The organism is Paenibacillus yonginensis (assembly GCF_001685395.1).
GTDB classification, from domain to species: Bacteria; Bacillota; Bacilli; order Paenibacillales; family Paenibacillaceae; genus Fontibacillus; species Fontibacillus yonginensis.
The window spans coordinates 687501-708231 of sequence record NZ_CP014167.1 but is presented as its reverse complement, the minus strand read 5'-3'; the positions used below and the strand labels follow the sequence as shown (position 1 = coordinate 708231).

At 50.6% G+C, this 20731-nt stretch carries 17 protein-coding genes, 7 tRNA genes and 2 rRNA genes; 6 read left to right on the top strand and 20 right to left on the bottom strand.

What is annotated here, in order from left to right:
* Window positions 1-11 precede the first annotated feature (11 nt).
* The 7 genes from sufB to AWM70_RS03155 all read right to left on the bottom strand — a co-directional run bounded on the left by sufB (window position 12) and on the right by AWM70_RS03155 (window position 6605).
* On the bottom strand, window positions 12-1409 hold the full coding sequence (gene sufB / locus AWM70_RS03185) for a Fe-S cluster assembly protein SufB (protein ID WP_068694290.1): 1398 nt from the start codon (window positions 1407-1409) through the stop codon (window positions 12-14).
* A gap of 13 nt (window positions 1410-1422) precedes the next feature.
* Window positions 1423-1836 (bottom strand): Fe-S cluster assembly sulfur transfer protein SufU, encoded by a 414-nt coding sequence (gene sufU / locus AWM70_RS03180; protein ID WP_068694288.1) that lies wholly within the window; start codon window positions 1834-1836, stop codon window positions 1423-1425.
* Window positions 1836-3050 carry a cysteine desulfurase gene (locus AWM70_RS03175; RefSeq protein WP_068694286.1) on the bottom strand — a complete coding sequence of 405 codons (1215 nt, stop codon included), beginning with the start codon at window positions 3048-3050 and terminating at the stop codon, window positions 1836-1838. Before AWM70_RS03175 ends, sufU begins: the two co-directional genes overlap by 1 nt.
* Window positions 3047-4345 (bottom strand): Fe-S cluster assembly protein SufD, encoded by a 1299-nt coding sequence (gene sufD, locus AWM70_RS03170; protein WP_068694284.1) that lies wholly within the window; start codon window positions 4343-4345, stop codon window positions 3047-3049. Before sufD ends, AWM70_RS03175 begins: the two co-directional genes overlap by 4 nt.
* A 20-nt stretch (window positions 4346-4365) precedes the next feature.
* The gene (sufC, locus tag AWM70_RS03165) at window positions 4366-5154 is read right to left on the bottom strand and encodes a Fe-S cluster assembly ATPase SufC (RefSeq protein ID WP_068694282.1); all 789 of its coding nucleotides are present in this window, start codon (window positions 5152-5154) and stop codon (window positions 4366-4368) included.
* A 334-nt stretch (window positions 5155-5488) separates the two neighbouring features.
* Complete coding sequence (locus AWM70_RS03160; protein ID WP_068694280.1) at window positions 5489-6079, bottom strand: DUF1802 family protein; 591 nt, start codon at window positions 6077-6079, stop codon at window positions 5489-5491.
* 52 nt (window positions 6080-6131) lie between these two features.
* Window positions 6132-6605, bottom strand: a complete 474-nt coding sequence (locus AWM70_RS03155; protein ID WP_068694278.1) for a Dps family protein — start codon at window positions 6603-6605, stop codon at window positions 6132-6134.
* A 525-nt stretch (window positions 6606-7130) separates the two neighbouring features.
* Between AWM70_RS03155 and AWM70_RS03150 the strand changes: the two genes are divergently transcribed.
* A complete protein-coding gene (locus AWM70_RS03150) occupies window positions 7131-7514 on the top strand; it encodes a hypothetical protein (RefSeq protein ID WP_169823394.1) in 384 nt (127 codons plus the stop codon).
* A gap of 62 nt (window positions 7515-7576) precedes the next feature.
* Here AWM70_RS03150 and AWM70_RS03145 read toward each other — a convergent pair whose 3' ends face one another.
* Window positions 7577-7963 (bottom strand): DUF423 domain-containing protein, encoded by a 387-nt coding sequence (locus tag AWM70_RS03145; protein WP_068694274.1) that lies wholly within the window; start codon window positions 7961-7963, stop codon window positions 7577-7579.
* Between the two features lie 168 nt (window positions 7964-8131).
* Here AWM70_RS03145 and AWM70_RS03140 point away from each other — a divergent pair, with 168 nt between their 5' ends.
* From AWM70_RS03140 to AWM70_RS03130, 3 genes are read left to right on the top strand one after another with little or no spacing between them, the layout of a single operon-like run.
* Entirely contained in the window at window positions 8132-8560 is a 429-nt protein-coding gene (locus AWM70_RS03140) for a hypothetical protein (RefSeq protein ID WP_068694272.1), read from the top strand.
* A 40-nt stretch (window positions 8561-8600) separates the two neighbouring features.
* Window positions 8601-9449: a DegV family protein gene (locus AWM70_RS03135; RefSeq protein WP_068694270.1), complete on the top strand. Its 849-nt coding sequence runs from the start codon at window positions 8601-8603 to the stop codon at window positions 9447-9449.
* Window positions 9450-9503: 54 nt separating this feature from the next.
* Window positions 9504-10238: a 3-ketoacyl-ACP reductase gene (locus tag AWM70_RS03130; protein WP_237167816.1), complete on the top strand. Its 735-nt coding sequence runs from the start codon at window positions 9504-9506 to the stop codon at window positions 10236-10238.
* Between the two features lie 94 nt (window positions 10239-10332).
* On the opposite strand, the gene AWM70_RS03125 is transcribed toward AWM70_RS03130, so the two are convergent.
* On the bottom strand, window positions 10333-10896 hold the full coding sequence (locus AWM70_RS03125) for a DUF420 domain-containing protein (RefSeq protein WP_068694268.1): 564 nt from the start codon (window positions 10894-10896) through the stop codon (window positions 10333-10335).
* A gap of 227 nt (window positions 10897-11123) precedes the next feature.
* Between AWM70_RS03125 and AWM70_RS03120 the strand changes: the two genes are divergently transcribed.
* On the top strand, window positions 11124-12821 hold the full coding sequence (locus tag AWM70_RS03120) for a M3 family oligoendopeptidase (protein ID WP_068694266.1): 1698 nt from the start codon (window positions 11124-11126) through the stop codon (window positions 12819-12821).
* A 75-nt stretch (window positions 12822-12896) separates the two neighbouring features.
* Here AWM70_RS03120 and mnmH read toward each other — a convergent pair whose 3' ends face one another.
* Both mnmH and selD read right to left on the bottom strand, forming a co-directional pair.
* Window positions 12897-13934 (bottom strand): tRNA 2-selenouridine(34) synthase MnmH, encoded by a 1038-nt coding sequence (gene mnmH, locus AWM70_RS03115; RefSeq protein ID WP_068694264.1) that lies wholly within the window; start codon window positions 13932-13934, stop codon window positions 12897-12899.
* A 75-nt stretch (window positions 13935-14009) separates the two neighbouring features.
* Entirely contained in the window at window positions 14010-15059 is a 1050-nt protein-coding gene (gene selD / locus AWM70_RS03110) for a selenide, water dikinase SelD (RefSeq protein ID WP_068700323.1), read from the bottom strand.
* Window positions 15060-15238: 179 nt separating this feature from the next.
* Here selD and AWM70_RS03105 point away from each other — a divergent pair, with 179 nt between their 5' ends.
* Window positions 15239-16312 (top strand): permease, encoded by a 1074-nt coding sequence (locus AWM70_RS03105; RefSeq protein WP_068694262.1) that lies wholly within the window; start codon window positions 15239-15241, stop codon window positions 16310-16312.
* A gap of 138 nt (window positions 16313-16450) precedes the next feature.
* Here the strand turns inward: AWM70_RS03105 and AWM70_RS03100 are convergent.
* The 9 genes from AWM70_RS03100 to AWM70_RS03060 all read right to left on the bottom strand — a co-directional run bounded on the left by AWM70_RS03100 (window position 16451) and on the right by AWM70_RS03060 (window position 20587).
* A tRNA-Gly gene (locus AWM70_RS03100) sits at window positions 16451-16525 on the bottom strand.
* 14 nt (window positions 16526-16539) lie between these two features.
* A tRNA-Lys gene (locus AWM70_RS03095) sits at window positions 16540-16612 on the bottom strand.
* A 13-nt stretch (window positions 16613-16625) separates the two neighbouring features.
* Window positions 16626-16700: transfer RNA gene (locus AWM70_RS03090), tRNA-Gln, on the bottom strand.
* Window positions 16701-16718: 18 nt separating this feature from the next.
* A tRNA-His gene (locus tag AWM70_RS03085) sits at window positions 16719-16794 on the bottom strand.
* A 10-nt stretch (window positions 16795-16804) separates the two neighbouring features.
* A tRNA-Met gene (locus AWM70_RS03080) sits at window positions 16805-16878 on the bottom strand.
* Between the two features lie 17 nt (window positions 16879-16895).
* Window positions 16896-16971, bottom strand: a tRNA-Ala gene (locus AWM70_RS03075).
* A gap of 97 nt (window positions 16972-17068) precedes the next feature.
* Window positions 17069-17145, bottom strand: a tRNA-Ile gene (locus tag AWM70_RS03070).
* Window positions 17146-17182: 37 nt separating this feature from the next.
* Window positions 17183-17299: ribosomal RNA gene (gene rrf / locus AWM70_RS03065) — 5S ribosomal RNA — on the bottom strand.
* 210 nt (window positions 17300-17509) lie between these two features.
* Window positions 17510-20587 (bottom strand): 23S ribosomal RNA (locus AWM70_RS03060).
* Between the last annotated feature and the right edge of the window lie 144 nt (window positions 20588-20731).

The window sequence follows — 20731 nt, the reverse complement described above, 5'->3', positions numbered from 1 at the left end:
AACCTGGAATATTAACCGATGGAGCCTTCCATCTCGAATTTGATGAGACGGTTCATTTCGACTGCATATTCCATTGGAAGTTCTTTCGTAAATGGCTCGATAAAGCCCATAACGATCATTTGTGTCGCTTCCGCTTCACTCAAACCGCGGCTCATCAGGTAGAAGAGCTGATCTTCAGACACCTTGGATACAGTCGCTTCATGCTCTAGCACAACGTTATCATTCATGATCTCGTTGTATGGAATCGTATCGGAAGTGGACTCATTATCCAGAATCAGCGTATCGCATTTGATGTTGGATTTCGCACCTTCTGCTTGTCGGCCAAAGGAAGCCAGACCGCGGTAGGATACTTTACCGCCGTGTTTGGAGATCGATTTGGACACGATCGTTGACGTTGTATCCGGAGCGAGGTGAATCATTTTCGCGCCGGCATCCTGGTGCTGGTTCTTGCCTGCAACCGCGATGGACAGCACGCTGCCTTTCGCGCCGCGGCCTTTCAGAATAACAGCCGGATATTTCATGGTCAGCTTAGAACCAATGTTGCCGTCGACCCATTCCATATTGGCATTTTCTTCGGCAACTGCACGTTTCGTAACCAGATTATAAATGTTTGGAGCCCAGTTCTGAATCGTCGTGTAACGAACGCGGGCGTTCTTCTTCACGATGATCTCAACCACCGCACTATGCAGGGAGTTTGTGCTGTAGATCGGAGCTGTACAGCCCTCTACGTAATGCACAAAGCTGTCCTCGTCGGCAATAATCAACGTGCGTTCGAATTGCCCCATGTTCTCCGAGTTGATCCGGAAATAAGCCTGCAGCGGAATTTCGCATTTTACGCCTTTAGGTACGTAAATGAAGCTGCCGCCGGACCATACTGCGCTGTTCAAGGCTGCAAATTTGTTGTCAGCCGGAGGAACAATCGTACCGAAATATTCGCGGAAAATTTCCGGATGCTCTTTCAAAGCGGTGTCGGTATCCATAAAGATAACGCCCTGCTTCTCCAGATCTTCCTGCATATTGTGATAAACAACCTCGGATTCGTATTGAGCGGATACACCGGCAAGGAATTTCTGCTCGGCTTCCGGAATGCCCAGTTTATCGAAGGTTTCTTTAATTTCCGCCGGAACTTCTTCCCACGTTTTGCCCTGCTTCTCAGATGGTCTTACATAATACTGGATATCGTTGAAATCCAGCTCGCTGAGATCGCCGCCCCAGTTAGGCATCGGCATTTTCTCAAACTGCTTTAATGCTTTGAGACGGTATTCCAGCATCCATTCCGGTTCGTTTTTGATCCGGGAGATTTCCGTTACGATTTCAGGCGTCAAACCTTTGCCGGTCTGGAATACCGCTTTATGTTCGTCACGGAAACCATATTTATATTCTTCCATTTCAGGCGCTTTCTTGGCCATGGTTATACCCTCCTTATTCGATACCCTTCTTCAGGGCGTTCCAAGCCAGCGTCGCACATTTAATGCGGGCTGGAAATTTATTGACACCGGACAGGGCTTCGAGATCCTCATATTCGTCAAAATCAGCTTCTCCGCCCTTCATCATGGTCGAGAAGCGGTCGGCCAAGTCCAAAGCCTCGCTGACAGTTTTCCCTTTGACGGCATCGGTCATCATGGATGCGGAAGACATGCTGATCGAGCAGCCTTCACCTGTATAGCGGGCGTCCTTGACGATGCCGTCCTCCACGATCAGCTGGAGGGAAATGCGGTCCCCGCAGGTCGGATTATTCAGGTTGACCGTTAAGGCATCATCACTGAATGAGCCGCGGTTGCGCGGATTTTTATAATGATCCATAATGACACGGCGATAAAGGTCGTCTAGTTGCATCACTCGAAATACTCCTTTGTTTGGATTAAGCCATCCACAAGACGATCCACATCCGCTTCCGTATTATACAGATAGAAGCTGGCTCTGGCCGTCGCAGAAGCTTTCAGCCAACGCATCAAAGGCTGGCAGCAGTGATGGCCCGCACGAACGGCAATACCAAAAGAATCAAGCACGGTTGCCACATCATGCGGATGAATATCACCCAGGTTAAACGTCACCAGTCCAACTTTGCGATCTTTTGGACCATACAGCGTGATTCCTTCAATGGCGGACAAACGATCCATCGCGTAAGCAGCCAGCTGGCGTTCGTGTTCAGCAATGGCGTCCATGCCGATGCCTTGAAGGAAGTCAATGGCAGCGCCTAAACCTACAGCGCCGGCAATAATCGGCGTACCGCCTTCGAACTTCCAAGGCAGCTCCTTCCATGTCGATTCGTACAAACCAACGTCGTTGATCATTTCGCCGCCGAATTCGATCGGCTCCATCGCTTCAAGAAGTTCCTTCTTGCCATATAATACGCCAATTCCGGTTGGGGCACACATTTTATGACCGGATAAAGCATAGAAATCACAATCCAGGTCCTGCACGTCAATCTTCATATGCGGCGTGCTCTGCGCGCCGTCCACAACGATAATGGCGCCATGGCGGTGGGCGATCGCGGCAATTTCTTTAACCGGATTCACCACCCCAAGCACGTTGGACACATAGTTGATCGCAACAATCTTCGTCTGCGGCGTAATCGTCGATTCGACATCCTTCAGCTCAATATGGCCGTCAGGCTGCATCGGAATGTATTTCAGTGTGGCTCCCGTGCGGATTGCGAGCTGCTGCCACGGAATCAGGTTGCTGTGATGCTCCATTTCCGTGATCACAATCTCGTCGCCTACCCCCACATTAGCCGGGCCATACGAGGAAGCTACAATATTCAGAGCCGTTGTTGTTCCCCGGGTAAAAATAATTTGCGCCGAATCGGAAGCCCCGATAAACCGGGCCACCTTCTCTCGCGCGCCTTCATAGGCTTCAGTCGCGCGGCTTCCGAGCGTATGAACTCCGCGGTGTACGTTGGAGTTCTCCCATTCGTAATATTGCTTCACCGCATCGATTACCGCACGGGGTTTCTGCGAAGTAGCCGCATTATCGAGATAAACGAGCGGATGCCCGTTTATCTCCTGATCCAAAATTGGAAATTGCTCTTTCAGCAGTTGCGGATTCATTGTCCCAGCTTCCTTTCCACAAGAGCCTGTAATTGCTGCTGGAGCTGCTCAAGCGGAATATCGGAAACCACAGGTGCAAGGAAGCCGTAGATGATCAGGCGTTCCGCTTGCTCGCGGGAGATGCCGCGAGACATCAAATAGTAGATCTGCTCCGGATTCACTTGTCCAACGGAAGCGGCATGGCCTGCTTTAACGTCGTCTTCGTCAATCAGGAGGATCGGGTTGGCGTCGCCGCGCGCTTTCGGGCTGAGCATCAGCACTTTCTCCGTCTGCTCTCCGTTGGCTTTGGTTGCGCCGTGTTCAATTTTGGTAATGCCGTTGATGATTGCTGTTGCTTCCTCGCGCATAACCGCACGAGTGATCATTTGGCTTTCGGAGCTTTTACCAAAATGAGTGGCTCTGGTGCTGTAGTTCAAACGCTGGGAACCGGAGCCCACCGCAATAATCTTGGCATCGGACAGGGAGCCGTTCCCTTTAAGAATGCTGTTCGTATCGCTCATAGAGTCGCCGTTGTTCATTTCCCCAACGATCCATTCGATGCTGCCGTCGTTCTCAACAACAGCACGGCGGTAAGTTAAGTCCGTCACTTTGCCGCTCAGATGGTGAACGGTAGCGTATTGAACCTTCGCCCCGGCTTTGACAACCACTTCGACAATGCCGTTATGCACAAGCTCTTCGTCCAGCTCGCCGGATACATAGTTGTCTACGTAAGTTACACGGCTGTTCGTGTCAGCCACCACAAGGACGTGAGGGGCGAATACCGATTTCGTGTCATCCACGAGGAATAACGCCTGAAGCGGCACTTCAATTTCTACGTTGCGAGGCACATAAAGGAATACCCCGCCGTTCCATACGGCGTTATGCAGAGCAGTCAGCTGGTTCTCGTCAGCAGCAACAACGGAAGACAGATGCTGCTGTACTAGATCAGCGTGTTCTTTCGCAGCTGTCTGCAGGTCGGTAAAGATAACACCTTTATCGGCAAGCTCTTTGGACAGACGGCTGATAATGGTGCCGTCGTTGCGCTGTACAACCAGCGATTCGCTTTGCGAAGGGTCCACAAGTCCGGACACATATGCAGGCAGCTCGCTGCCGGTTTGTCCCGCCGTCGCCGGAGAACCAAAGTTTTTAAGATTCCAACGCTCCAGTTTCATCTTCTCAAGCTTCGGAAGCTCAAGCTGTCCAGCCAGTTCCAGAGCCTTCAGTCTGCGCTCCTTCAGCCAGGCCGGTTCGCTGTTCCGTTCGGAAAAAACGTTCAGGGCCGAAGCCTCAACGGGAAGAACGGTTAATGTAGTCATACTGTCTCCTCCTCCGTTTCTTAGGCTTCCTGCTCTTGGCCGACAGTTTCGTCGACGATGCCGAGTTCTTCTTTGATCCAGTCGTAACCGTCCTGCTCCAGACGTTCTGCCAGCTCAGGACCGCCGGATTTCACGATGCGTCCTTGCATCATTACGTGTACGAAGTCTGGTTTGATATAGTTAAGCAAACGTTGATAGTGAGTAATTACAAGGAAACCGCGTTCTTCGCTGCGCATAGCGTTTACGCCTTCTGCTACGATACGCAAAGCGTCGATGTCCAGACCGGAGTCAATTTCATCAAGGACAACAATCTTCGGATCCAGCATCATCATTTGCAAAATTTCGTTCCGTTTCTTCTCACCGCCGGAGAAACCTTCATTCAGGTAACGATGGGCAAACTCGGGATTCATTTCGAGCTCCTTCATTTTGCCTTCCATCTGGCGGATAAATTTGATCAGGGAAATTTCGTTGCCTTCGCCGCGGCGTGCGTTGATCGCGCTGCGCAGGAAGTCGGAGTTCGTTACGCCGGCAATTTCGCTCGGATACTGCATAGCCAGGAACAGGCCGGCGCGGGCACGCTCGTCAACCGCCATATCCAGCAGGTCTTCGCCGTCCAACGTGACGTTTCCGTCTGTTACTTCATATTTTGGATGTCCCATAAGCGCGGATGCCAGTGTACTTTTACCGGTACCGTTAGGGCCCATGATCGCATGAATTTCTCCGCCTTTAATTTCAAGGTCGATCCCTTTCAGGATTTCCTTACCTTCAATCGTTGCTTTCAAACCTTCAATGACAAACTTCGTGGACATAATTTGAGACTCCCTTCATCTATTTACAAACTTAAATTGGGTATACGTTATTTTGACAGGGACGCCTCCCTATAGTGACTTTAATCATACCATAATAAGTATCAAATTAGAATCATTCTAAGAAAAGTTATTGATTCTCAATTGATTCTCATTACATTCTATCGCAATAAACAAGCTGACGCAATCGGGCAATAAAATGTTCAACAGGAAGTCAAATCCTGCTCTTATCCACGTTTTCTGGCCATTTGGATTCCTGTTTCATCCTTCAGCATCACCGCTGCTTGCATAGGCTGTCATCAAAACAAGGCTTGGCCGGTGAACGGCCAAGCCTTAATCATGAGGAGCGCAGCGCTCTGCGCAGCACACGAGCTTTTTCAGCAAATTCCGTTAAAGAAAGCACCGGTGTCAGATTGTCCTTGTCCGGACGTGGAAGCTCCTGAAGCTCAATCCAGGATTTGCATCCTCCATATTCCGGCAAAGCAGGCACATGGAGCGGACGGTTCAGCCGGTGCACCCTTAGCAGCAACACATGCAGCGGATCTTGACGTTTCCAGCGCAGCCGCTCCTCCGCAAAGTTTGCCTCCCACATATGGAAATCATACAGCCGGGACAATTCCTGCTCCGAAGTAACCAGAAAGTCATCAGCGACTTCCGCCCAGGCATACAGATAAGTCTGCCCTGTCAAAAGCCCCGGAGACTCCAGCTCGCGCAAGGAATCATCCACATAATGCCTGACTTCCGGCTTCAGCAGCTCCCGGCGCTGATGTTCATACGTAGGATAGAGGTAGAAGGAATCGCTTCTCGTCTCGAAATGACGAGTTTCCTCGTGAATGCCGCCTTTCCGGAGAAGGATCAGCTGCTCCCCCTCCAGCAGGGCGCTGATCGTAGAAGCCCATTCCTTTAAAGCAATTGTATGCTCTCCCACCTGATCCAGCCCCTTTATCTATAGCGAGTATGCTCGTTTCGGCCAGTTTGCCTCAGCCCAGATAAGAACGGAGCATCCACATATGTTTCTCGAACTCTCCCTTAAAGCCGGTCAGAAGGTCCGCCGTAGCATCATCTTCAGCTTCTTCCGCCAAATCGATGCCTTCCTGGAACGATTCGGTCAAAGTAGCGAAGTCCTCGATCAGGGTCTGAACCATGGCGCGCTGATCCTCTTTCCCTGTCGCCTCCTGAATCGTCGCGATTTCGAGGTACTCCTTCATAGTTGCGGAAGGGGCACCTTTCAGCGTAAGCAGGCGTTCAGCAATCTCGTCCATTTTCAAGGTGACTTCATTATACAGCTCTTCAAATTTCACATGCAGGGTGAAGAAATTCTCCCCTTTCACGTACCAATGGAAATTATGAATTTTAACGTAAAGGACATTCAGGTTAGCCACCTGTTCGTTCAACACTTGCTGAAGCGCTTTGCTTTTCGTTTTGCCTTGTGATTTGGATTCGGTTTTAGCCATTTGAAATCCCCGCCTTCCTTGTATTTTGAAAATAAAACCATGACAATCGTCGGCTCTTCGCCTGATTCTGGATCAGGTTTAGCTTCCGCAGAATATGAACTTGCCATCCCGCCCATATTTTACCCGCTGCCCCTCCGGACGAAACAAATCAGAAAGCGGGTCCATAGGGAAAGCCGACGGGTTGTCCTTATTTATATCCCCAGTATAATCCTCTAATTTCCAAAATGCATTATGATTTTCGGCTCATTTGCCATCGCTTATTTTCCAGGAATATCTTGAATTTAATAAGTCACGATACTAGGTTTCCTGAAGGTTTGATGGTATTATAGGAATGCCGTCGGTGCCTTTGACGGATAGATTTGTAATATGAAGCAATACGGGGGAAACAGTACGATGAAAGACAATGAAGAAAACAGCTTTTTATTTAATGTAGAAATCCTTGTGAAGAGCCCCACAAATGGTCAAGCTCTTCAACTTCTCCTCCAATTGCTGAATAATCATCAGGGTGAGATAGCCGATTATCGTGTGAAATCAGGGATTGAGCTGGGCAGCATCATTGATGCAACCCGCGCCGCTAAAAGCAAGGCGAACAGAACAGCAATTCCCGGCAATGAAACTTCTTCCAAAGCAGCAGGTCCGGCTAAAGCAGCCGCTTCTGCCAAGAAGACAGAAGAAGCAGCCCATTTGACCGGTACAGGCGGGAATCCGGTTGGTGAATGGATTCAGTCGCATATTTCCAGCAATCGTTTGGTCCGGGTGCTGATTCAGACGCCCAAAGGACGCCTGAGCATTCCATGCAGGATTTTGAATTATGTGCCTAAAGAAGAGCTGATCAACATTTATCATGTTGACGAGAAGCAAGTCTATACTTACAAGCTTAACGAGATTATAGATATTCTGGATGCTTAAGATGAACAACAGTAAGCGGACATCCCCGTGCAAACAGGACGTCCGCTTACTGTTGTTCAAGACTAATCATCAAGCCGTTTTTTTCTTAACGCCGATACCACGACTAGAATCCATGCAGCTATAAAAGCTACCCCGCCCAGCGGCGTAATCGCTCCAAGCACCTTAACTCCCGAAATGCTGAGCACATACAAACTTCCGGAAAATAACAAAATACCGATCAGAAACAGACGGGCAGCCCAGCGCAAGCTGGCTGATTCTCCCCAGGTATGAGCTAATACGGCAATTAGCAGAAGGGCCAGCGCATGATACATTTGGTACTGCACGCCTGTCTCATAAACCTTGCGGGCCTCTTCATCCAATACATCCTTTAAAGCGTGAGCGCCGAAGGCCCCGATAGCTACGGCAAGCAGTCCGAGAATAGCCCCGATCGCTGTATAGGTTCGCGACATTGCTTTTCATCCCTTCAAATTTAATCATCTTCAACTTATATATTTTACCCGATGGAGAACGCGGTTTGCTACGTCGTTCAAAGGATTGCCTTAAATCCGGCTTGCTTTTTCTTCCGTAATATTGAAAAATGAACAAGAATAAGACTTATGACCAAAGGAGATTGGCTAATGGATTATGAAAATTCCCAGGAGAAAGAGAGTTATTCTTTCCCCCTACATCCAGAAGCACAGGAGGAGCAGAGGCCGAAAGTCAAACATTCCGGTCCCGGCATCGCTTCGTTTCTATTGGCGTTGCTGGCGATCTTCGGTTACGCAGCTTGTCTATCCTTAATCATCGCAGCGTTTGGACGGATCGGACTTGAGAAACTTAATGAAGAGATTCTCATGCAGCAGCAGTTGTTTGTATCGGGCGTCTACGGCTTTCTGGCGTGCGGCCTTCTGAATCTGGCTGGCATAATTACAGCGATCATCGGGCTGGCGCTCAAAAACCGCAAGAAGGTATTCGCTGTGCTTGGGCTGGTCTTCGGGCTGCTGCCTTTACTTCTGCTTATGATCCTGCTTATCATCGGCATTGCAGCAAGAGGCGGCCAGATCTAACCCTGACAACTGATTCCGATAGGAAAGGTGACTTACCGAAATGAATTCAATTAAAATTTTTGCAGACAGTACCTGCGATTTGTCTGCCGATCTGATCAAACATTATGAGATCGGGATTGTTCCTTTATATGTAACGTTTGAATCCCAATCTTACCGGGATGGTATTGAGTTGACCCCTCCCGAGCTTTATGCCAAAGTTTCTGAAACCGGCAAACTTCCGCTGACCGCCGCCCCTTCGCCTAGTGATTTCATTCAGGCATTTACTCCTTACGTGGAGCAGGGCCAGCAGATTATTTATATCAGCTTGTCTTCGGAGCTTTCCTCAACCTACCAGAACGCCGTTATCGCATCCAAAGAATTTGAACAGGGGCGGGTTGAGGTGTTTGACTCCCTGAATTTGTCCACCGGAATCGGCATTCAGGTGCTGAAAGCGGCACGCGCTGCCGAAGCAGGGCAAAACGTCCAGCAGATTCTGAGTCTGCTCGCTGAAATCCGGCCGAAGGTCGATACGGAATTTGTGATTGATTCTCTCGACTATCTTCATAAAGGCGGACGCTGCTCCGGCATGCAAAATGTTGTGGCCAGCCTGCTGAAGATCCGCCCTGTCATCAAAGTCATCGACGGTAAAATGACTCCGGCCTACAAGGTGCGCGGAAGCCGTGAAAAAGCGTTCGATCAGATGGTTTCCAACGCCTTGAGCAACAAAGCGAACATGGACCGGGGGACGTTGTTTGTCACCCAAACGATGGCCCATGAGGATGCGGAGAAGCTCCGTGCGACACTTAATGAAACTATTCAGCCGCAGGAGGTTTTTATCACGGAAGCCGGCTGCGTCATTTGCAGCCACTGCGGTCCAAAGACTATCGGTATCATTTATCTCAAAGAATAGCACCATCTGCCGAAACAGATGAACCCTGTTATTTAATCCAAGGAGGAACCTGCTATGAGTATGAAAACAACGAATTTACAAAAGAAAACCGCTGTAATTACAGGAGCAACCAAAGGAATTGGCCGGGCCATCGCATTCGCATTGGCCGCTGAAGGCGTCAATCTCGGACTGATTTCCCGTAAGGCGGATGAGTTGAAGCAGCTTCAGGAAGAGCTGGCCAGCACATACGATATTCAAATCGCCAGCAGTGCGGCCGATATTTCGGACCGTCATCAGGCTGAAGCCGCTATTGCAGCACTCGAGCTTGAGCTCGGCACCCCGGATATTCTGATCAACAATGCCGGAACAGCCACCTTTGGCACTGTGCTGGAGATGGATCCCGAGGAATGGGAACAGATCATTCGGGTTAACCTGATGGGCACTTATTATGTAACACGCGCAGCCCTTCCTGCTATGATTGAGAAACAGAGCGGCGATATTATTAACATCGCCTCCACCGCCGGAGAACGCGGCTTTGCTACAGGTTCTGCCTACTGCGCTTCCAAATTCGGAGTGCTTGGACTGACCGAAGCCTTGATGCACGAAGTCCGCAAATCCAACATTCGGGTGATTGGACTGAATCCAAGCACCGTCAATACCGATCTGGCGGCCAGAAATAATTTGCCGATCGGCGAGGAAGACCGGATGATGCAGCCGGAAGACGTTGCCCAGGTGGTACTCAGCGCTTTGAAGCTGCCGGCAAGAGTGCTGCTCAAGACAGCAAGCTTGTTTACGAGCAATCCACAATAAGCCCGCTGATTCAGATATACACAAAAGGAGCCGTGCCTCTTTGAAGAGGTACGGCTCCTTTTGTTCAAACAGCTTGCCCGGTCCCGCCGGGTTATTAATAATACGGCGCCATCATCAGGTAGACGATAACTCCCGTCAAGCTGACGTACAGCCAGATGGGCATCGTCCAGCGGACGATTTTTTTATGCTTCGCAACCTGCATCGTCCAGCCCCATACAAGAGCAAACAAGGCCAGCGGCACTACAATAGCGGCCAGGAAGCTGTGAGTAATCAGGATAAAGAAATAAATCGGACGGATGATGCCCTCTCCTCCATATTTCGCCGTGTCCGGAGAAATATAGTGAAACGTCAGGTAGGACACGAGAAACAGCAGGGTTGTCGTAAAGGCGAGCAGAATAAATACTTTATGCACGCGGATGTTCTTTTTCATAATCGCCACTAAAGCTGCTATCAGAAAAATGAACGTAAAGCTGTTGAAAATCGCATTCAGTCTCGGGAAAATCGTAATGTCAAAATCGACAGCCCCTTGATATCCCAGCGGGGAGAAGAACAAAAGCAAAATAATGATATTCGCTACAATCGATACGGTGATAATCAGCCCGGTGAAGTTTCTGGAGCTTGTGGGCTTGTAGTTGTATTGATCCGGTTTACTGTTCATGTTCAAAGCTCTCCTATTCAGGTTCTTGTCTCTGTCAATTATATATCTCTTCCAATTGGGTTGTTAAGTGACAAAACAGCGACTTTTCTTCAAAAAGCACGTTATCTCCAGTATAGGGCTTCATACCGCGTGTTAAACCGGGCCAAACTATAATCATTCTTTAGTAGTCATTGGCTCGTGCAATTATATATAATAGGAGTTATATCGTAAAGAAAGGGTGCTGAATCATGTTAAAGTTCCAGGATTACCGCTATGAACGTCCCGACGCCGAGCAGCTCAAGCAGCAATTTACCAATCTGCTGGCCCAGTTGAACGCAGCCACTTCGCTTGATGAAGAACGCAAGGCTATCGCCGCCATCAACAAATTGCGTAGTGAATTCGAGACTATGCAGCAGCTTGTTGGCGTCCGCCACTCCATTGATACGACCGATGCTTTCTACAAAGCCGAACAGGATTACATGGATGAAATCGGCCCGGTTATCCAAGAATACATAACCGAATATTACAGAGCGATCGTAAATTCAGCCAATCGTCCAGCCCTGGAGAAAGAATGGGGAACCCAGCTGTTTCAGCTCGCTGAAATTTCGCTGCGTATCTTCAGTCCTGAAATTATTGAAGACCTGCAGCTTGAGAACAAATTGACAACCGAATATTCACAGCTGATCGCTTCCGCCAAAATTCCGTTTGAAGGCGAAGAAAGAACCCTGCCTCAGCTGGTGCCTTTCGAGCAATCGACGGACCGCGATCTTCGCCGACGCGCCTCGGAGGCCCGCTACGGCTTTATGGCCGAGCACAGCCAGGAGCTGGACCGCATTTACAACGATCTCGTCAAGGTCCGTACCCGTATCGCCAAGAAGCTGGGCTACGAAAATTTCGTGGGGCTTGGATATGACCGCATGATGCGTACCGACTATACGCCGGAAATGGTCGCAAACTTCCGCAAGCAGGTGCTGGAATCTATCGTACCTGCCTCTCAGAAGCTGAAAGACCGTCAAGCCGAACGTTTGGGCCTGAACAGCCTGAAGCTTTATGACGAGCACCTGAAATTCAAAACCGGCAATGCCGATCCTAAAGGCGATCCGGACTGGATTATCGCTGGCGGCGCCAAAATGTACAAGGAGCTGTCTCCAGAGGTCGACGAGTTCTTTACATTTATGCTCGAAAGCAACCTGATGGATCTGGTCAGCAAAAAAGGCAAACAAGGCGGCGGCTACTGCACCTATTTCAGCGAATACAAAGCCCCGTTCATTTTCTCGAACTTCAACGGCACTTCCGGCGACATTGACGTCTTGACCCATGAAGTTGGCCACGCGTTCCAGGCTTATGAAAGCCGCAACCTGAGCGTGCCTGAATATGCCTTCCCTACTTACGAAGCGGCGGAAATTCATTCGATGAGCATGGAGTTCTTCACCTGGCCGTGGATGGATCTGTTCTTTGAGGAAGATGCGGACAAATACCGCTTTAATCACCTCGCCGAAAGTCTGCAGTTCATTCCTTACGGTGTGGCCGTCGATGAATTCCAGCATTTCGTCTATAGCAATCCGGAAGCAACGCCGGCTGAACGGAATCAGGCATGGCGTGAGATCGAGAAAAAATATTTGCCGCACCGCGATTACGACGGCAACGCTTATCTGGAGCAGGGCGGCTTCTGGCAGAAGCAAGGCCATATCTACAGCACGCCGTTCTACTATATCGACTACACCTTGGCCCAGCTGTGCGCTTTCCAGTTCTGGAAACGTTCCAGAGAGGATTTTGCAGCCGCTTGGAAAGATTATTTGACGCTTTGCCAAGCCGGCGGCAGCCAGTCCTTCCTCAAGCTGGTCGAGCTGGCCGGACTCAAATCGCCGTTTGAAGACGGCTCCATCGCTTCGGTAATCGGCGAAATCGAAGGCTGGCTGAACAGCGTCGACGACAAAGCGCTGTAAGTTGAATACGACAAGTGACGCATGCTAACACAAAGAAGGTCTCCGCTTATGCAGAGACCTTCTTTGTGCGTTTGATTAACCTACGTGTTCGGCTATATATTGTTTGACTTGGGCCAATGCATCCTCTACATTCGCCGCTTTAACGATCACCCGGTTCTCCGGCTCAATTTCTTTGGCCGTATGTTCATAACGAGGATCATAGTAATGAATGAGCAGCTGCTCGGCCGCGTCCCCAAACCGTCCGGACAGCAGATCCGTTTCGATTTGTTTGGCGATCGGCGTATGGATGCGTTCCTTGATTCTGCGGAAGGCAGCCAGGCAAACCTCCTGATGAAGCTCCGGATGATAATCCTCCAGAATTTGCTTCACCCGTTCTTCAAGAGGAAGGTCAATCCAAAGCTGGATACCTTCCTCTTTGCTTTTTACTAGAAAATCCGGCATAGCTACTTTCCCGATCCGTTTGCTCTCCGCCTCAAGCAGCATATAAGGCTGCTCCTGCACTTCAAGCAGGGCTTGCAGAAGCAGGGAATCAAAGGTCTTCTGGTTATGAGGGACCAGGCCTACCTGACCAAACACCGAACCGCGGTGGCCGGCCATCTGCTCCAGATCAAGAACCGGATAATGTTCGGCTTTGAGCTTGCGTAGAATATAGGTTTTCCCTGTTCCTGTATACCCGTTCAGTACCAGCGCCTTCGGCTTCACCTCAAACCGGCTGAGCTCGTCCACCACCCATTTCCGGTAAGAACGAATGCCTCCGCTTAGACGCTGGACATGAACATCCATTAACGACAGCAGAGTCGCGGTTGTCCGGCTGCGCATTCCGCCGCGCCAGCAGAAGACCACTTTATCCCCCTTAATCTCCTGGAACTGCTCAATCAAAGCCGGAAGTTTGGCTGAAATAATTGCAAGCCCCCGCTTTTTGGCTGCCTCTACACTAACCTGCTTGTACAAAGTTCCGATTTCCGCCCGTTCCTCATCGTTAAAAAAAGGAATATTCAAGCTCCCCGGAATCGTCGATTCCTCAAACTCGGATGGAGAACGCACATCGATCAGCGTCATAACCCGCTGCTTTTGCTTCGCAAGAAGCTCTTCAACCTCTATATCTGTGAACACATCTACTCGCTCCCTGCTTCTGTCTAGAATCCATGTTCTTAGAATCCTTTAATTGTCATTGCCTATCTTCCAAGCTTATTTAACCTGGATATGCCCCGGCTGATCCGCAGTGACCTCGCCAATCAGAGCCGCTTCTACTCCAGCGTCCACCAGCTGCTTCAAAAGCCGGTCCGCCTGGTCCCCGTTAACAGCAATGAGCAATCCGCCGGACGTGACCGCATCGCACAGCATCCACTGGCCGATTTGATCCAGATCATCCGGGAAAGTAACGGAGCCTTCCAAATGGGCAAAGTTGTTTTTGGTTCCTCCCGGTACGCTGCCCGATTCAGCAAGCTCGCGCACACGCGGCAGGAAAGGGACTTGGTCTTGGTAGATGACAATGCCCGTACCGCTGCCTTTAGCCATTTCGGAAGCATGGCCGAGCAGCCCGAATCCGGTGACGTCCGTGCAGGCATGGACCTCATAATCCTCCATGATTTCCGCCGCTGTTTTATTCAAGGTAGTCATGACAGAAGTAACCCGTGCCACTTCCTCCGGACTAAGCAGATCCTTTTTAATCGAAGTGGTCAAAATGCCGACTCCGATCGGCTTGGTCAGGATCAATCGGTCCCCCGGTTTGGCTCCGGCATTTGTACGCACCCGGTCCGGATGAACAAGCCCGGTTACGGCCAGACCAAATTTAGGCTCTTTATCGTCGATGGAGTGCCCGCCTACCAGCGTTACCCCCGCTTCCTTCAGTTTATCCCCGGCGCCGCGCAGAATTTCGGTCAGCACCGATTTCTCCAGCGTATGGATGGGGAAAGCAACAATATTAAGCGCCGTGAGCGGTTTGCCGCCCATCGCGTAAATGTCGCTGATCGCATTGGTTGCCGCGACTTGTCCAAAGTCATAAGGATCGTCAACGATCGGTGTAAAGAAATCGACGGTCTGTACGAGCGCCAGCTCATCTGTCAGCTTGTACACGCCCGCATCGTCGCTTGTATCCAGTCCGACCAGCAGAGACGGATTGGGGACCGCAGGAGGCAGACTGCGCAGCACCTGCGCTAAGTCTGCTGGGCCTATTTTGCAGCCGCAGCCTCCTTTTGAAGATAACGATGTAAGTTTTATAGGTTGGTTCGTTGACATCACGATCATCTGCCTTTCCGTTTCATAATATTTAGGAAAATGTGATTCCAATGAGCGTTCAATTGAGAAATACTCCTCAAACAGTATACCACTAATAAAATCAAGGTAAAAACAGCATAATTTATGGTATACTATCATATTGACGTCATTTTATTCAGAAATCGGGGGTAACAAATCCTATGTCTCAATTAACAGGCTCTTCACCGGCCCCTCACAGGAATGTTAAAGCTGCAATCTTCGTAGTTTTATTCATCCTGATAGCAGCGGCGGGTTTATCTTACGTCAAATGGTGGCCTTATTATGAAAAAGCTTTTAAAGCCGCCACCGAACATTCCATCGGCTCTTCCATTCTTACTGGCGGCTCCGATACCGCGCCTTCCCCATCCTGGTCGGCAGCAGTTGATTATGCGACAGCCTACTTCAAGTCCGTTTGGAAAGCCGCCGTGCTGGGAATCCTGCTTGGTTCGCTGGTTCAAGTGCTGATTCCGGCACAGTGGCTGCTTAAGGTGCTCGGCAAAACCACCTTCAAAAGCACCGCGCTGGGTGGTATCGCTTCCCTCCCTGGCATGATGTGCACCTGCTGTGCAGCGCCGATTGCAGTCGGACTCCGGAAAAAGAATGTCTCCGTAGGCTCCAGCCTGGCTTTCTGGCTCGGCAATCCGACTCTGAATCCGGCAACGTTAATCTTTATGACGTTTGTGCTGTCCTGGAAATTCACCGTACTCCGGCTGGTTTTTGGTATTCTGCTTACGTTTGGAGTCAGCTATTTCGCCAACCGTTTCGCCGGCAATAGCGCCATTCCGGAGGAGGTCCTGGAAACAACGGAGGAGGCCGTCAAACAAGAAGAAGGTCCTTTCCTGGTGCGCTGGTTAAAAAGCTTAGGCGGCATGCTGCTTAGCATCGTGCCTGCTTATCTGGTCATGGTGCTGGTCTTGGGCGCCGCCCGCGCCTGGCTGTTCCCTCATGTTGGGCTTAGCGAAGGCAACCACCTGCTGGCTATCATCGGGTTTGCTATTGCGGGAATGCTGTTCGTCATCCCAACTGCGGCTGAAATCCCTATTATTCAGTCTTTTATGTCCTTTGGCCTTGGCGCCGGTCCGGCAGGAGCGCTGCTGCTCACACTGCCAGCGGTAAGCCTTCCGTCAATGCTGATGATTTCGAGATCCTATCCAAAAAAAGTGTTGGCTTTTGTAGCCTCAGCCGTCGTCGTGTTAGGTATACTGTCCGGACTTGCGGCAATTGCGATTCTATAAAACTTCAGGCAACAAAAAATCCCCTGCTCGGGAATTGAGCAGAGGATTTTTTTAGAGTTCCTTTTTGACAGTCAATTGGTCTAATGATAATGAAACAACAAAAAAACGCTGCGAATTTCGCAAGCGTTTAATTTCATTTGGAGCGGACGACGGGAATCGAACCCGCGACCCTCGCCTTGGCAAGGCGATGCTCTACCGCTGAGCCACGTCCGCAATATGTATAAAGATGAGCCATGAAGGACTCGAACCTTCGACACCCTGATTAAAAGTCAGGTGCTCTACCAACTGAGCTAATGGCTCTCATGAAATAAAATGGCTGGGGATATAGGATTCGAACCTATGCGTGACGGAGTCAAAGTCCGTTGCCTTACCGCTTGGCTAATCCCCAACACTTTAAGAAAATGTATGGGGCGATCGATGGGACTTGAACCCACGAATGCCGGAGCCACAATCCGGTGCGTTAACCCCTTCGCCACGACCGCCATAAACCAATTGCGGGGGCAGGATTTGAACCTGCGGCCTTCGGGTTATGAGCCCGACGAGCTACCGGGCTGCTCCACCCCGCGTCAGTAAATAAATAATATGGTGGAGCCAAGGAGGATCGAACTCCTGACCTCCTGCTTGCAAGGCAGGCGCTCTCCCAGCTGAGCTATGGCCCCATATTTTACCTCAAAAAGTGAAGTGCAGCTCTGATGACGATTCCGATTGTTTTTCGGAGAAGCCATACCTACAATTCAACTTTTAAAAGTTAGGAAATGGTGGGCCCTAGTGGACTCGAACCACCGACCTCACCCTTATCAGGGGTGCGCTCTAACCAGCTGAGCTAAGGGCCCTAACTATAACAAGGATAAAAAAATCCCCTAAGGGATTGCTTGGCGGCGTCCTACTCTCCCAGGACCCTGCGGTCCAAGTACCATCGGCGCTGGAGGGCTTAACGGTCGTGTTCGGGATGGGTACGTGTGGAACCCCTCCGCCATCGCCACCAAACATGATTTTTGCGCTGCTTCACTTCCGCGTCTTTCGCTTCAGCAAAAGATCAGACCCTAGAAAGGACATGCAGCTTAAAATCGGTTCAGATGTTTGATCACCTGAAAACTGGATACGAAACAATCAATTGCGATTTAGTTGTTCTCGGGGTCCCCGCCAAAGCATTCGGAGTTCGCTTCGTCAGCGTCTCTTCACTTTGGTGGGTCCATTTTGGATAAGCCCTCGACCGATTAGTACTGGTCAGCTCCATGCATTGCTGCACTTCCACCCCCAGCCTATCTACCTCGTCGTCTTCAAGGGGTCTTACATACTGGGAAATCTCATCTTGAGGGGGGCTTCACGCTTAGATGCTTTCAGCGCTTATCCCTTCCGCACTTAGCTACCCAGCTGTGCTCCTGGCGGAACAACTGGTGCACCAGCGGTGCGTCCATCCCGGTCCTCTCGTACTAAGGACAGCTCCTCTCAAATTTCCTACGCCCACGACAGATAGGGACCGAACTGTCTCACGACGTTCTGAACCCAGCTCGCGTACCGCTTTAATGGGCGAACAGCCCAACCCTTGGGACCTACTTCAGCCCCAGGATGCGATGAGCCGACATCGAGGTGCCAAACCTCCCCGTCGATGTGGACTCTTGGGGGAGATAAGCCTGTTATCCCCAGGGTAGCTTTTATCCGTTGAGCGATGGCCCTTCCATGCGGTACCACCGGATCACTAAGCCCGACTTTCGTCCCTGCTCGACTTGTCAGTCTCGCAGTCAAGCTCCCTTTTGCCTTTGCACTCTTCGAATGATTTCCAACCATTCTGAGGGAACCTTGGGGCGCCTCCGTTACTCTTTAGGAGGCGACCGCCCCAGTCAAACTGCCCACCTGACACTGTCCCCATACCGGTTCACGGTACCAGGTTAGAACTCCGATACGATCAGGGTGGTATCCCAACGGCGCCTCCAAGGAAGCTTGCGCTCCCTCTTCCTAGGCTCCCACCTATCCTGTACAAATCGTATCAAAGTCCAATATCAAGCTGCAGTAAAGCTCCATGGGGTCTTTCCGTCTTGTCGCGGGTAACCTGCATCTTCACAGGTATTAAAATTTCACCGGATCTCTCGTTGAGACAGCGCCCAAGTCGTTACGCCATTCGTGCGGGTCAGAATTTACCTGACAAGGAATTTCGCTACCTTAGGACCGTTATAGTTACGGCCGCCGTTTACTGGGGCTTCAGTTCATAGCTTCGGAGTTACCTCCTAACCACTCCCCTTAACCTTCCAGCACCGGGCAGGCGTCAGCCCGTATACTTCGCCTTGCGGCTTCGCACAGACCTGTGTTTTTGCTAAACAGTCGCTTGGGCCTTTTCACTGCGGCCCCCTCGGGCTATTCACCCTACCGAGGCACCCCTTCTCCCGAAGTTACGGGGTCATTTTGCCGAGTTCCTTAACGAGAGTTCTTCCGCGCGCCTTAGAATTCTCTTCTCGCCTACCTGTGTCGGTTTGCGGTACGGGCACCTTCACCTGGCTAGAGGCTTTTCTTGGCAGTGTGAGATCATGACCTTCGCTACTGCAATTTTCGCTCCCCATCACAGCCCAAGGTTATGTAGCACGGATTTGCCTATGCTACCCTCTCACTGCTTGGACGGACATCCATCAGTCCGCGTCACTACCCTGCTGCGTCACCCCACTCGCTCATAACGGTTTACGGTGGTACAGGAATTTCCACCTGTTGTCCTTCGACTACGCCTGTCGGCCTCGCCTTAGGTCCCGACTTACCCTGAGCGGACGAACCTTCCTCAGGAACCCTTAGGCTTTCGGCGGATCAGATTCTCACTGATCTTTTCGTTACTCATACCGGCATTCTCACTTGTGTACTCTCCAGCGCTCCTTACGGTACACCTTCAACGCATACACAACGCTCCCCTACCCCTGAATCGACTTCACTCCAGCTTCGAAGTGATGTGTCTAGCCCCTAGAGCATTTGGCCGAAACCTCTGAATTATTTCAGATGCTGCTTTCGGCAAAAATGTCTCGGTGCCTCACCGCCTCAAAGAAGCAGTGAAGTCGATTCAAGCCATAGCTTCGGTGGTGTGTTTAGCCCCGTTACATTTTCGGCGCAGAGTCACTCGACCAGTGAGCTATTACGCACTCTTTAAATGGTGGCTGCTTCTAAGCCAACATCCTGGTTGTCTGTGCAACTCCACATCCTTTCCCACTTAACACACACTTGGGGACCTTAGCTGATGGTCTGGGCTGTTTCCCTTTTGACAATGGATCTTAGCACTCACTGTCTGACTCCCGGTTAATCAGTCTATGGCATTCGGAGTTTGACTGAGCTTGGTAACCCTTGCGGGCCCCGCACCCAATCAGTGCTCTACCTCCACGACTGTACCACCGAGGCTAGCCCTAAAGCTATTTCGGGGAGAACCAGCTATCTCCGAGTTCGATTGGAATTTCTCCGCTACCCCCACCTCATCCCCGAACTTTTCAACGTTCGTGGGTTCGGGCCTCCAGTGCGTGTTACCGCACCTTCACCCTGGACAGGGGTAGATCACACGGTTTCGGGTCTACGCCCACGTACTATACTCGCCCTATTCAGACTCGCTTTCGCTGCGGCTACGGCTTCTCACCTTAACCTTGCACGGGAACGTAACTCGCCGGTTCATTCTACAAAAGGCACGCCATCACCCGTGATTTTTCCGAAGGAAAATATCATAGGGCTCTGACTTCTTGTAAGCACACGGTTTCAGGATCTCTTTCACTCCCCTTCCGGGGTGCTTTTCACCTTTCCCTCACGGTACTGCTTCACTATCGGTCACTAGGGAGTATTTAGCCTTACCAGATGGTCCTGGCAGATTCATACGGGGTTTCACGTGCCCCGCACTACTCGGGATCCGTCTCGGAGGGAATAGACTTTCGGTTACAGGGCTTTTACCTCTTCTAGCGGGCCTTTCCAGACCTCTTCGCCTACCCTATTCCTTTGTAACTCCGTGTGAGACGTCCCACAACCCCAAGAGGCAAGCCTCTTGGTTTAGGCTCTTCCGCGTTCGCTCGCCGCTACTGACGGAATCACTACTTGTTTTCTCTTCCTCAAGGTACTTAGATGTTTCAGTTCCCCTGGTCTGCCTCTTCGCAACCTATGTATTCAGTTACGAGTGACTGGCTATTACACCAGCCGGGTTTCCCCATTCGGACATCCCCGGATCAAAGCTTGCTTACAGCTCCCCGAGGCCTTATCGTTGTTCGCCACGTCCTTCTTCGGCTCCTAGCGCCTAGGCATCCTCCGTGTGCTCTTAGTAGCTTAACCAACTACTAAACACTTGTTTTTGACACAAGTTTCAGCTAAAAAAGAATGTTCTAATTCGCATTTGTTGTTTCGTTATCCAGTTTTCAAGGATCAAAGCAGTTTCGGAAAACTGCGGTTTTTGAGAGTTTGAGCTCTCAAAACTGA

Excerpts from the sequence above, each read along its gene's own strand:
- sufB (WP_068694290.1), bottom strand. The coding sequence starts at position 1,409 with ATGGCCAAGAAAGCGCCTGAAATGGAAGAATATAAATATGGTTTCCGT.
- sufU (WP_068694288.1), bottom strand. The coding sequence starts at position 1,836 with ATGCAACTAGACGACCTTTATCGCCGTGTCATTATGGATCATTATAAA.
- AWM70_RS03175 (WP_068694286.1), bottom strand. The coding sequence starts at position 3,050 with ATGAATCCGCAACTGCTGAAAGAGCAATTTCCAATTTTGGATCAGGAG.
- sufD (WP_068694284.1), bottom strand. The coding sequence starts at position 4,345 with ATGACTACATTAACCGTTCTTCCCGTTGAGGCTTCGGCCCTGAACGTT.
- sufC (WP_068694282.1), bottom strand. The coding sequence starts at position 5,154 with ATGTCCACGAAGTTTGTCATTGAAGGTTTGAAAGCAACGATTGAAGGT.
- AWM70_RS03155 (WP_068694278.1), bottom strand. The coding sequence starts at position 6,605 with ATGGCTAAAACCGAATCCAAATCACAAGGCAAAACGAAAAGCAAAGCG.
- AWM70_RS03145 (WP_068694274.1), bottom strand. The coding sequence starts at position 7,963 with ATGTCGCGAACCTATACAGCGATCGGGGCTATTCTCGGACTGCTTGCC.
- AWM70_RS03140 (WP_068694272.1), top strand. The coding sequence starts at position 8,132 with ATGGATTATGAAAATTCCCAGGAGAAAGAGAGTTATTCTTTCCCCCTA.
- AWM70_RS03135 (WP_068694270.1), top strand. The coding sequence starts at position 8,601 with ATGAATTCAATTAAAATTTTTGCAGACAGTACCTGCGATTTGTCTGCC.
- AWM70_RS03130 (WP_237167816.1), top strand. The coding sequence starts at position 9,504 with ATGAGTATGAAAACAACGAATTTACAAAAGAAAACCGCTGTAATTACA.
- AWM70_RS03125 (WP_068694268.1), bottom strand. The coding sequence starts at position 10,896 with ATGAACAGTAAACCGGATCAATACAACTACAAGCCCACAAGCTCCAGA.
- AWM70_RS03120 (WP_068694266.1), top strand. The coding sequence starts at position 11,124 with ATGTTAAAGTTCCAGGATTACCGCTATGAACGTCCCGACGCCGAGCAG.
- selD (WP_068700323.1), bottom strand. The coding sequence starts at position 15,059 with ATGTCAACGAACCAACCTATAAAACTTACATCGTTATCTTCAAAAGGA.
- AWM70_RS03105 (WP_068694262.1), top strand. The coding sequence starts at position 15,239 with ATGTCTCAATTAACAGGCTCTTCACCGGCCCCTCACAGGAATGTTAAA.